General features: G+C 58.9%; 12 protein-coding genes. 2 read left to right on the top strand and 10 right to left on the bottom strand.

Translation table 11 applies throughout. The annotated features are described in order from the left end of the window. Window positions 1-35: 35 nt before the first annotated feature. Window positions 36-218, bottom strand: coding sequence for a hypothetical protein (locus tag RA25_RS10500; RefSeq protein WP_019295279.1), 183 nt, complete (start codon window positions 216-218; stop codon window positions 36-38). 138 nt (window positions 219-356) lie between these two features. Next, entirely contained in the window at window positions 357-974 is a 618-nt protein-coding gene (locus RA25_RS10495; RefSeq protein ID WP_029204727.1) for a L,D-transpeptidase, read from the bottom strand. A gap of 170 nt (window positions 975-1,144) precedes the next feature. Between RA25_RS10495 and RA25_RS10490 the strand changes: the two genes are divergently transcribed. Then, entirely contained in the window at window positions 1,145-1,627 is a 483-nt protein-coding gene (locus RA25_RS10490) for a CAP domain-containing protein (RefSeq protein ID WP_029204728.1), read from the top strand. Window positions 1,628-1,740: 113 nt separating this feature from the next. On the opposite strand, the gene RA25_RS10485 is transcribed toward RA25_RS10490, so the two are convergent. From RA25_RS10485 to hslO, 8 genes are all read right to left on the bottom strand, one after another. Beyond that, a complete protein-coding gene (locus RA25_RS10485; protein WP_019295282.1) occupies window positions 1,741-2,268 on the bottom strand; it encodes a L,D-transpeptidase family protein in 528 nt (175 codons plus the stop codon). Between the two features lie 66 nt (window positions 2,269-2,334). Continuing rightward, window positions 2,335-3,108 carry an ion transporter gene (locus RA25_RS10480; protein ID WP_241477390.1) on the bottom strand — a complete coding sequence of 258 codons (774 nt, stop codon included), beginning with the start codon at window positions 3,106-3,108 and terminating at the stop codon, window positions 2,335-2,337. Window positions 3,109-3,145: 37 nt separating this feature from the next. After that, window positions 3,146-4,393, bottom strand: a complete 1,248-nt coding sequence (locus RA25_RS10475; protein ID WP_039172076.1) for a class I SAM-dependent RNA methyltransferase — start codon at window positions 4,391-4,393, stop codon at window positions 3,146-3,148. A 54-nt stretch (window positions 4,394-4,447) separates the two neighbouring features. Beyond that, window positions 4,448-6,295 carry an ABC transporter ATP-binding protein gene (locus tag RA25_RS10470; RefSeq protein ID WP_039172072.1) on the bottom strand — a complete coding sequence of 616 codons (1,848 nt, stop codon included), beginning with the start codon at window positions 6,293-6,295 and terminating at the stop codon, window positions 4,448-4,450. Beyond that, a complete protein-coding gene (locus RA25_RS10465) occupies window positions 6,292-8,130 on the bottom strand; it encodes an ABC transporter ATP-binding protein (protein WP_039147589.1) in 1,839 nt (612 codons plus the stop codon). The genes RA25_RS10470 and RA25_RS10465 overlap by 4 nt, the downstream gene beginning before the upstream one ends. A 214-nt stretch (window positions 8,131-8,344) precedes the next feature. After that, complete coding sequence (locus tag RA25_RS10460) at window positions 8,345-9,496, bottom strand: CCA tRNA nucleotidyltransferase (RefSeq protein WP_039172068.1); 1,152 nt, start codon at window positions 9,494-9,496, stop codon at window positions 8,345-8,347. Continuing rightward, window positions 9,487-10,104, bottom strand: coding sequence for a CoA pyrophosphatase (locus RA25_RS10455; protein ID WP_019295288.1), 618 nt, complete (start codon window positions 10,102-10,104; stop codon window positions 9,487-9,489). The genes RA25_RS10460 and RA25_RS10455 overlap by 10 nt, the downstream gene beginning before the upstream one ends. Then, complete coding sequence (gene hslO / locus RA25_RS10450; protein WP_039147585.1) at window positions 10,097-11,083, bottom strand: Hsp33 family molecular chaperone HslO; 987 nt, start codon at window positions 11,081-11,083, stop codon at window positions 10,097-10,099. The genes RA25_RS10455 and hslO overlap by 8 nt, the downstream gene beginning before the upstream one ends. A 77-nt stretch (window positions 11,084-11,160) precedes the next feature. Between hslO and RA25_RS10445 the strand changes: the two genes are divergently transcribed. Further along, the gene (locus tag RA25_RS10445; RefSeq protein ID WP_039147583.1) at window positions 11,161-11,604 is read left to right on the top strand and encodes an NUDIX hydrolase; all 444 of its coding nucleotides are present in this window, start codon (window positions 11,161-11,163) and stop codon (window positions 11,602-11,604) included. The last annotated feature ends 16 nt before the right edge of the window (window positions 11,605-11,620 follow it).

Raw genomic sequence — 11,620 nt, 5'->3', positions numbered from 1 at the left:
TGCCCCACCGCCTTTTCTGTAACTGTGTATCGAAATTAGCTCGATGCAACAGCTGCGCCGACCAGAACCAGCAGCAGCAGCGGCAGCAGGATGCCGCTGGAAGAACCCTGAGCTTCTTCCACGATGACCGGCGGTTCAACAACCGGCTCGGACAGGTTGCCAGCGGTGGCAGTGGAAGCAGCAGCGGTCAGCGCAGCAGCGATAACGAGTTTTTTCATGTTAACCTCCAGAATTTGCGCGGATCAAACATCTGAACCGCGCACCCAAGACTTACCTCGTATTTTTTTCTAACCAGCAAAAACGCGGGATTGCAATTGCTTGTTATAGTTAACAGCTTAGCGCCCCGCTGCGTGTCGTCAAATTAGCAACACCTGAGTGCCGACTTTCGCCAAGCCGAACAGTTCGGCGATATGCTCATTGTAAAGGCCAATGCATCCGTTCGACGATTTGCGTCCGATTTTGCGCGTATCGTGGGTTCCGTGGATCCGGTAGTACTTCCAGCCCAGGTACAAAGCATGAGTGCCCAGCGGGTTATCCGGCCCCGGTGGAATATAGGCCGGCCATTCCGGGTTGCGCTTGCGCATATTGGGTGTTGGTGCCCAGCTAGGCCCCTCCACCTTGCGCACAACCTGCGTGCGGCCGCGGCGGGTCAGATCGTCTGACAGCGGCACGGAAGACGGGAACAGCTTGTAGGTGCCTTCATCTGGTGACCAATAGTGCAGCGCACGGCTGTCTATATCGACAAGTATCGCGCCATTGCGCAGGTTATCAAAATAGGGCCGCCAGGATTTAGCACGGAAAGCTGAGATATTGCGCTGAACCGGCGGCTCCGGCTCTGGCGGCGGGCGCAGGGGATCAAATGCCTGCTCCGCGGTATCGCCAGCCTCCTGCGCAAGCGCGGAGGAGGATATCAAAGCAGCACTGCCAGCAAGAAACTGCCTTCGGCTGAATATTTCAAAAGGTTTTCGGGGCATCACTTCTACCAACTTGCGCATTGAGGATCCAAGATTGAAGCATTTTATGGCCGGAAAGCCGCAGTCGCAAATCAATCCGGAAGCTTAGTCTGCATAATTCTGCCGGCCCGTTTGCACAGCTGCCACAGGAAGGATACATGCTTCAGCAACTGATGGAGCGAGAGAGCATTATGAATCGCGTTTTTCTGCTGATGGCAGCTGCAATTCTCACGGTGGCAGCCGCCTGTACCCCGTCATCGGAATCCGGCGGATCCTACCGCATCAGGAATGCGGACAAAGTGCAACTGCGGATGCTCGACTCGGTGAATGCACTGCGCCAGGCTTCAGGCGCTCAAAACGTGCAACTGAACGCTGAACTGACTGCCGCCGCAGCCACCCATTCCCGTGACATGTCGGTGCAGAACCGTCCTTGGCATTTCGGTTCAGACGGATCGTCGCCGCTGGACCGGGTTGCCCGTGCTGGCTACACGGGCACACTGCTGGGTGAAAACATATCCGAAACCTACGAGAATGAGCAGCAGACCCTGACTGCCTGGCTGGAAAGACCGGCCACTCGTGCAGTGATACTGGATCCCAAGGCCGTGAACATGGGCTTTTCTTGGTTCCAGGAGCCGAACGGCAAGATCTGGTGGACACTGGTTATGGCGAATTAAGCCACTACGCCGTGTTTTAGCGCAGCATATCCCTTGAAAACTGCACGAAAGGGAAAGGTCCGGCGCAACCGCAGCGGACCTTTACTTCTCAATCATTATCTCATTATCTCCGGTCAGGGCCGCAGTGCGATAGTGGTGCCGTCCTGTACCATCGCGTAAATCTCTTCGATTTCTTCATTGGTTACAGCGATGCAACCAGCAGTCCAGTCGTCAACCCTGGCCGCTCGCTTGCGTTCCTTCGGGTTGTTCGGCTGCCCATGGATGAATATCTCTCCGCCAGGCCGCTTGCCATTGGCCTGCGCATGAGCGCGGTCTTGGTTGTTGGGATATGAGATGCCAACCGACAGATGGTACCGGCTGTTCGGGTTGCGCCGGTTGATCAAATAAGTGCCTTCCGGCGTCTTGCCATCACCCTCAAACTGCTTCGGCCCAAGCGGTGCAAAACCCAAATCGACCTTATATTCCCGCAGGATTTCGTCGTTGTTCATCAAGTACAGCTTGCGCGCACCTTTATTGATCACGATCGATGTGACTTGTGGACCGTTATAAGTCTTGAATCTGCTTACTGCTCCGCCTGTGGTGCTGCAGCCAGCCAGCGCAAGGCTTGCGGCGGCACCAATGCCAAATGCCCTTCTGTTCATTGTCCCAGCCTGTATTTTTCTTTTGCCTCTATTCAGGCTTTAGCGCGAAATTGCTGTTAAGGAAATTCACAATTTCCTGTCCTGGACCGTCTGACTGGACAGCTTTTGCTCGATCGCTTCCAGCCGGCTCAGCACCTCGTCCCGGTAAGCATCTGTGCGCTCACCTTCTTCTTCGCCGTGGGCGTCCTGCATAGAGTTCACGATCAGGCCAACCAACAGGTTCACCACGGCAAAGGTCGTCACCATGATGAAAGGTACAAAGAATGCCCAGGCATGCGGATGCACTTCCATCACCGGACGCACAATGCCCATGGACCAGCTTTCAAGTGTCATGATCTGGAACAGCGAGTAGGCGCTGAGGCCAAGGTTCCCGAACCATTCCGGGAAGTCCTGGCCGAACAGCTTGGTCGCAATAACTGAGCCGATATAGAAGATGATCGCCATCAGCAAAAAGACCGAGCCCATCCCCGGCAGGGCGGTGATGAACCCTTCGACCACTCGGCGCAGCCGCGGCGCGACGGAGATCACCCTCAGCACACGCAGGATTCGTAAAGCCCGCAGTACCGACAGGCCTTGTGTACCTGGCGCCAACGCAATGCCGACAATTGCGAAGTCAAACACATTCCATCCGCTCAAGAAGAACCGCAGCCGGCGCACCAAAAGCTTTGCCAGAATTTCAACGACAAAGATTGTCAGGCAAACTTTGTCGATCAGATGAATCAGCCCGCCGGCCTTTTCCATAACCGACGGAGCGGTTTCCAACCCAAGAGTAACGGCATTGACCAAAATGACAGCGGTTATGAAGCGGCCAAAGCGGCTGCTGTCCAGAATGGCTTCCATGCGTCGGGTCGGTGTCATCACTTGAATATCCGTCATTTCAGTCTTTCAGGGTAAACCTTGCGGCCAGCTCGGTATGGGCTGACCAGCGAAACTGGTCAACAACTTGAACCCAGTTCAAATCGTAGCCTGCTGAAACCAGTGTCTTGGCATCACGGGCAAAACTGACCGGATTGCAGGATACATAAGCAATCAACGGCGTGCGCGCCTTAGCCAGTTGCGCTACCTGCGCTTCAGCACCGGCTCGAGGCGGATCAATCACCGCGGCGTCAAATACGGCACCAAAGGGGTTGAGGTCCTCTGGCAGCAAGGGATTACGAAACAGGTCGCGAGCTTCAGTACTGATTTTCTTCAGCCCTTTCCCCGCCCGCCAGCCCGCATCCAAGGCCTTTACCATATCCCGCTCGCCCTCAACCGCATGAACTTCTGCCGTTTGCGCAATCGGGAGAGAGAAGGTCCCGCAGCCGGCAAACAGGTCCACAACCCGCTTGGCGTCCTTGATGATTTCCAGAACCGCTGCCAGCAAAGCAGCTTCCCCTTCACGCGTTGCCTGCAGGAATGCGCCCGGCGGCGGGCAGACCAGGGCCGGGCCAAAGGGCTGCACGGGCGGCTGCTCCATAGCCACCGGCTCGTCGTCCCAAGTCAGCCGTGCAATCCGGTGTTTTTCGGCCAGCTGCGCCAGTCCGATCCGCAGTGGGCCATCCAGCGGCTTGCCATTGCGAACCAGCATGTCGAGTCCCGCATCAGACGTAGTAACTGTCACAGCCAGCGGCGTCTTGCGGCTGGCTCCTGCAAGTGCCAATGCTTCTGCTACAGGAATGGCGGCCAGCAATTCAGGCTCCAGCAGCTGGCAATCCGGAATTTCCGTGATCACGTCTGATGCCTGGCCATAAAAACCGGCCATCGCCCCTTTTTTGGTCCGCCGTACCGACAAGGTGGCTCGACGGCGGGATCTGGGCGGTGATGTGTGTATAGGCCGGAAATCCGTCTCCAGACCTTGTGCTGACAGTGCATTGCGCACCACATCCGTTTTCCACTCTGCCACAAACGCATCGCTGGCGTGCTGCAGCTGGCATCCGCCGCAGGCCTTGTAATGTCGGCAGGGCGGTTGCACACGGTGTTCGGAAGGCGTTTCGATGCGGATATGTGTCAAACGGCTGCCATTGGCAATACCGCTGACTACCTCGCCCGGCAGTGTCCGAGGGGCAAACAATGGACCATCGGCCACACCATCACCCTGATGGCCCAGCCGGCTGATCGTTGCTTTGGTTCTGGCTGTGTCAGTCATGCGCGCTCATTACCCCGGCAATCCAGCCAGCAAAAGCAAAATGCGCTGGGAAGTTTATTCAGCTGCCGCTGTCCGCTCATCATCGGTGCAGATAAACCCGCCGGACTGGTGCGCCCAGAACGAGGCATAAAGACCACCCTTGGCCAGCAACTCTTGATGGCTGCCGCTTTCGGCGATCCGGCCCTTGTCCATCACGACAATCCGGTCCATTTCGCTCAGCGTTGACAACCGGTGCGCAATGGCCAGAACCGTCTTGCCCTCCATGACCCGGTGCAGCGCAGCCTGTATCGAAGCTTCAACCTCGGAATCCAGGGCCGAGGTCGCCTCATCCAGGACCAGGATCGGTGCGTCCTTGAGGATGGCGCGGGCCAGGGCAATCCGCTGCCGCTGCCCGCCAGAGAGTTTCACCCCGCGTTCGCCAAGATATGCATCATAGCCCGTACGGCCCTGACCATCTTCCAGTTCCGTGATGAACTCATGCGCTTCAGCCTTCTTGGCCGCGGCAATCAGATCTTCCTCAGACGCATCCGGCCGCCCATACAGGATATTTTCACGCGCAGACCGGTTGAACATTGCAGTCTCCTGCGTGACCATACCGATCTGACTGCGCAAGGAATTTTGGGTAACCTCCGAGATCTCTTGCCCGTCGACAAAAATACGCCCGTTTTCTTCCTCATAGAGCCTGAGAAGAAGCGAAACGAGTGTCGACTTCCCAGCACCGGAAGCCCCGACAATGCCTAGTTTCTCCCCCGGATGAATGTGCAGGCTGATCCCCTGCACCCCGCCCACATCGCGGCCATAGGCGAATTCCACCTGATCAAAAACAATCCCGCCCTCTCGCACTTCCAGCGGTTTGGCTCCGGGCGCATCTTCCACCCTGTCGCGGACGGACAAAGTCTTCATGCCGTTTTCGATCTCTCCAATGTTGGAGTAGATCGCCATCAGCGTGAAGCTCACCCAGCCAGTCATCTGTGCAATCCGTATCGAAACCGCACCCGCAGCCACAATGTCGCCCTCGGTCGCGTTCCCCGACTGCCACAGGTGCAAGGTTGCTCCGATCAGCAGCACCGGCAGAATGCCTGCAAGGCACATCAGAAAGAACCGGAAGCTGGCAGAGAGATAGCCGAAGTGCAGCGATTTTTCACGAAACTCGACCATTGCATCCTGTGCAGTCCGTTCCTCATGGTCAGCATGGGCAAACAGCTTCACCGTCTTGATGTTGGTGATCGAATCGACGACCTGGCCGGTTACCATCGCCCGCGCCCCGGCCCGCTTTCCTGACCTCTTGCGGATTCTTGGCAGGAACCAGCGGATCAATGCGAAGTATCCCACCAGCCAAATCAGAAACACCCCAGTGATGCGCCAATCAATAGACCCTAACAAGGCCAAAGAGCCCGCAAGAGAGGCCAGCGCAAAGGCCACAACATTGATCACCTCAGTGGTCACGGAGGTCACGGCATTTGCCGTTTGCATCTGTTTCTGCGCTATCCGGCCTGCAAAATCATCGTCAAAGAACCGCACCGACTGGCCCAATGTCCATCGATTCAGCCGCGACAGAACCAGCGGGTTCACGTTCGGCTGCACCACAATGGCGTTGGAGGCTGCGGACAGGCCGAACAGCACCGGACGCACAAGCAGGAAAAAGCCCAGCGCCAATGCGATCACTGCCACATTACCAGCCGAAAAGAACTGTTCCGGCCCGCTGGCGATGGCGGTGTCGATGACCATGCCCAGGATAAAGGCGGTGCCCGCCTCCATCCCGCCTGCCAGTGCTGAAAAGGCCGCAGCCAGCAGCAGCATCGGCCAAGCGCCGGCCAGGCACCAGCGCAAGAAAGCTCCCAGCCGCTGCGGTGGCGGACCGTCTGCCGGGCGGAAGGCGTCGATCAGGTTGCCTATGGTCATTCTGCTGCCTCGATGTTCAGGAAGCCGCCGGACTGGCGCGCCCAAAGCTGTGCATAAAGCCCCTGCGCCTGCAATAGCGCCTCATGAGACCCTTCTTCAACTATACGGCCCTGATCCATCACCAGGATACGGTCCATCTGCGCGATGGTGGACAGCCGGTGTGCGATGGCGATCACCGTTTTGCCCTGCATCATGCCATACAGTGTCTCCTGAATCGCCGCTTCAACCTCTGAATCCAGTGCTGAGGTCGCCTCATCCAGAACCAGGATCGGCGCGTCCTTCAGGATCACCCGGGCCAGTGTCACCCGCTGACGCTGCCCACCGGACAGTTTGACGCCACGCTCGCCCACGTGGGCCTCATACCCCTTGCGCCCCTGCGGGTCCTCCAGATCCAGAATGAACTCATGCGCCTGCGCCTGTTTGGCAGCAGCTATCATCTGCTCCTCAGTGGCCTCCGGACGTCCGTACAGCAGGTTGTCCCGAACCGAGCGGTGCATCAGAGAGCTGTCCTGCTGCACCATGCCGATATGGCTGCGCAAGCTGTCCTGTGTCACACAGCGGATGTCCTGACCGTCGATCAGAATCTGTCCACTTTCGGCGTCGTAGAACCGCAAGAGCAGTTTGACCAGGGTCGATTTCCCGGCGCCGGAACGCCCGATCAGGCCTACCTTCTCCCCCGGCTGAATGACCAGGCTGATCCTGTCCAGCCCGCCAGCCTCACGCCCGTAGTGGTGCGAGAGGTTGCGCAACTCTATCTCCCCCTTTACCAGCTGCAGCGGCTCCGCATTGGCCGCATCCACCAGGTCGATCGGCTGCGCAATGGTCTCCATTCCCTCAGCCACAACACCCAGCTGCCGGAAAAAGGACGTCAGCGCCCACATGATCCAGCCGGTCATCGCATTCAGGCGCAGTGTCAGCGCCGTCGCTGCAGCAACCAGCCCAACCGAAGCAGAGCCTTGCATCCACAGCATCACGGCCCAGCCCACCACTCCGACAATCAGCAGCCCGTTCAGCGTAACCAGCGTGGCGTCCATGATGGTGAATATCCGCATCTCCGTCTGGAACGTCTTGCGGGTGTTCTCAATCGCATCGCGGGCATAGGTCAGTTCGCGGTTGTGATGGGCAAACATCTTGACCGAGTGGATGTTGGAATAGCTGTCGACCACCCGCCCTGTCACGGTCGAGCGTGCGTCGGAAGACGCTTGACTGGCCGGCCCGACCCGCTTGACCGTCCACAGTACCAAAACTGCGTAGAGGGCGAACCAAAGCGCCAGCGGCAGCATCAGCCGTATATCCGCGACCCACAGCAGAACTGCCGCGCCTACGAGATAGGCCAGCGAAAACGTGATTGCGTCAAATACCTGAAAGATCACCTCCCCCGCGGCAGGCGGGGTCTGCATGATCCGGTTGGCAATCCTCCCGGCAAAATCGTTCTCGAACCAGCCGACCGACTGGCGCAAAACATGCTTGTGCGCCCGCCAGCGGATCAGAGTGCCAAAATTCGGCAGAATCGCGTTGTTCAGCAGCGCGACATCCAGCAGCTGGATCAGCGGCCGCAGCAGCAGTATGAACAAGGCAACCAGGATAAGTTCAGTGCCATGCTCTTCCCACACTTCGGCCGGCGTGCCCGACATCAGGTCGACAATCCGGCCCATGTAGTAGATCAGCCCGACCTCAATCCCTGCGACCACAACCGACATCAGCGCAGTCAGGACAAAGATGGTTTTGAATGGCTTGGAATAGTCGCGCAAGAAAGGCCACAGCCGTGTCGGTGGCGTGTTGACTTCCGGGTAGGCGCAATAGGGGTCAATGAGATTTTCAAAATAGCGAAACATGCGGGTGCTCCAGGTGTTCGAGCAAATCGGAAAACAGATGCAGACTGCGGGCCGCCCAAGGCTCCCACGTCAAACGGGGCAAGGTCTCAGGCGTTAAAGAAACCAGATCCCGTAATACATCAGCATTCCTCCGTCATGTGGTGGCTGCCTCATGCGTACGCAAGATTTGCGGTTTTGTCACCCCCCAAGGTTGTGACGCTGCTGACATCCCTTGTCAGCGGAAGGAATTCAGCAGTTCCTCTCGGCTGAGGGAGAACCCCGACGCAATCCAATCCGCTTGCAGTTTTTTCAACGCTTTTCCCAGTGCCGGCCCCTTCAGTTCCGGCAGCAGATCCCGGGCCTTAACTGGAAACTCCGCGTCCACGCCTTGCGCGATATCAGTCTCTAAATTGGATGAAAGCGGCTGTTCCAGCAGCGCAGCACGCAACAGCAATGCGTCCAGCGCCATTTCTGCACCCAGCCTGAATCCCAGTTCCCCTGCCCCGGCAGTTCCAGCCGCTGCCGCACGGATTGCCACCAGATGCGAGGCCTGAGCCTTGCTCAGCCGAAGGGTCTCCTGCAAGCCATCGCCGCCCAGCGCGGCAAGGCGCCGGATGCCCGAGGCCGCCCTTCCGGCTTCCAGGTGAATCAGCGGCGCCAGCGCACGGTCATCGGCGCCAGGCAGAACCTGCGCCAGCACGCCTGCCTGCCGCATCGCCGCAACCGAAGGAGCAGGATCGGGAGCCGCCAGCAGCTTCAGCAGTTCCGCCCCAACCCGCTCCTTAGACAGCGAAGCCAGTCCGTCCAAGTTGGCTGCAATCGCCGCTAGCGCGTCCGGATCGAAGCCCAAGGCATGATCGCCATACCAGGCGTGAAAGCGGAAGTAGCGCAGGCTGCGCAAGTAATCCTCCCGGATACGGTTTTCCGCGGTGCCGATAAAACGCACCCGGCGCCCAGCGATATCCGTCAGCCCGCCTAGAGGGTCGACGACTTCACCATCCGGGCGCGCATAAATCGCGTTCATTGTGAAATCGCGGCGGCGGGCATCCTCGGCAATATCGGTGGAAAATGCCACCACTGCCCGGCGGCCATCGGTCGCCACATCCTTGCGGAAAGTGGTGATTTCATGCGGGATGCCGTTCTTTACCAATGTCACTGTGCCATGGTCGATCCCGGTCGGCACTGCCTTGATCCCGGCACGAGCAGCCAGCTCCATCACCTGCTCCGGCTGCGAATCGGTGGCAATGTCCAGATCAGAAACCGGTTCACCCAGCAAGGCATTGCGCACGCAGCCGCCAACAAACAATACCTGCGCACCGTCTGCCGAAACCGCTTCGCAAACCGCCTGCGTAGCCGGGTCCTCCAGCCATGGCTGATCTAGCCGCATTCTCCCTCCATCCGTGCCGCGAGCCCGCGCAACATACGGGCGGTAGCGCCCCAAATGTAATAGGGACCATAGGGCACGGTATAGTACCGGCGGCGCGTGCCGCGCCAACGGCGGGATTCGATGATGTAGTTTTGCGGTTCCAAAACATGCGCCAGAGGAACTGAAAACACCTCTGCCACCTCGCCCGCCTCGGGACATTCGTCAAAACGGTCACGGATCAGCGCTACAACTGGTGTCACGGAGAAGCCAGTTACGGTTTCATGCTCCGGCAGGCAGCCGATGATCCGGGGCACGTCCTGCGGTAAGCCGATCTCTTCCCACGCCTCGCGCAGCGCCGCCGCACAGGCGTCCTTGTCGCCCGGATCCACTTTGCCGCCAGGAAAGGCGATCTGCCCCGGATGATGCTTCAGCGCCGAGGACCGTTTGGTCAGGATCAGCCGCGGAGCGCCCGAAGCAATGGAAACCGGAACCAGCACACCAGCCGGGCGCAGCTTGCGCCCCTCCGGCAGCACAGTGCCAGGGTTCAGGTCAAAATCGGAGGAGCCGCCGCCCTCACGGTTCAGGGCGACGGCAATCCTGTCCGTCAGATCCTGGGCAGGGTCACTCACTGGGCGGGTTTTCCGCGTCGAAACCCACACTCAACGGGTCCAGATCGTAGTGCGCTCCGCAGAATTGGCAGTCTGCAGTCACACGGCCATCATCCGTGGTCATCTTCTCGATGTCCTTGGCAGAGTAGATCGACAGGCTTTGACGTACCCGGTCCTCGGAACAGGTGCAGCCAAAGCGCACAGGCTGGGTGTCATAGACCCGCGGTTGTTCCTCGTGAAACAATCGGATCAGCAGATCGGTAGGGGTGACAGACGGGCCGATCAGTTCGAGCTCTTCCACCGTGCTCAGCAGTGTGGTGGCCCGGTTCCAGTTCTCTTCCTCGTCCCCGGACACTAGGTCGCTGGCCTGCAGGACTTCGCCGGAACCTTCGCCTTGCGCCGCAAATGGAGAAGCCTTGGGCATGCTCTGCAGCATCACACCTCCCGCACGCCAATGCTCGGCAACGCCCGGTTCCGCCGACTTTCCAAAGCTCAGTTTGAACATGGTCGGCAATTGTTCGGACTGCGCGAAATAGGCCTCTGCACAGGCGCTCAGCGATTCGCCGGACAGCGGTGTGATCCCTTGGTAGGGCTGGGTGCCATTGCCCTGGTCAATCAGAATGGCAAAATAGCCTTCGCCCACTTGGTCAAAGGGGTTGCTGTCGGTAAGGCGGTCGCGGTCAAAGCTCGCATAAGCACGGATCTGGCCGATCTCACCTTCCTTTTGAGGCGCATAGTAATCGGTTGCAATCATCCGCACCGCACCCTTGGACTGCACCTGCAGCGACAGCTTCCAGCGCAGAGAGATTGTTTGCCCGATCAGTGCTGTCAGCAACGCCATCTCGGCAACCAGCGCCTCGACAACCGGCGGGTAGTCATGCTGTTTCAGAATACCATCCAGCACGCCATCCAGCCGCGCCACACGGCCGCGCATGTCGGATGCATCAAGCTGGAAAGGCAGGACGGTGTCGTCCCACGCGATTTTAGAACCAAGTGTCATGGGGTTTCCTTACGCGCCGGGGATTGGCATACCGGGGCTATATAGGAGAAACGACACAAGAGTGAAGAGGCCGGCCTGTGATCAGACGTTTTGGCGACACACCTCAGAAGGGCCGGAATTACCGGATACGTCCCGGGGTCTATGCTCTGCTGCCACGAGACGGAAAGCTGCTGGTTACTTGCCAGTATGATCCGCACCCCGATCTGCAGCTTCCGGGTGGCGGTATTGATCCCGGCGAATCACCAATCCCTGCCCTGCACCGCGAGGTGTACGAGGAAACCGGCTGGAAGATCTCCCCCCCGCGCAAGTTGGGTGCTTTCCGGCGGTTTGCCTATATGCCGGAATACGATCTGTGGGCAGAAAAGCTGTGCCACATCTATGTGGCCCGCCCCCTTCGCAGGCTCGGTCCGCCGGCAGAACAAGGGCATGAAGCGCTTTGGATGGCTCCTGCAGAGGCGGCCGTCTGCCTGGGCAACGCCGGCGACCGCCATTTTGCCTCCCAACTGGCGGCCCGCATGTAGTCAGATCAGCCTATTC

It is taken from the genome of Leisingera sp. ANG-S5 (genome assembly GCF_000813925.1).
Taxonomy (GTDB): Bacteria; Pseudomonadota; Alphaproteobacteria; order Rhodobacterales; family Rhodobacteraceae; genus Leisingera.
This window is presented reverse-complemented; position numbering and strand designations above follow the sequence as displayed.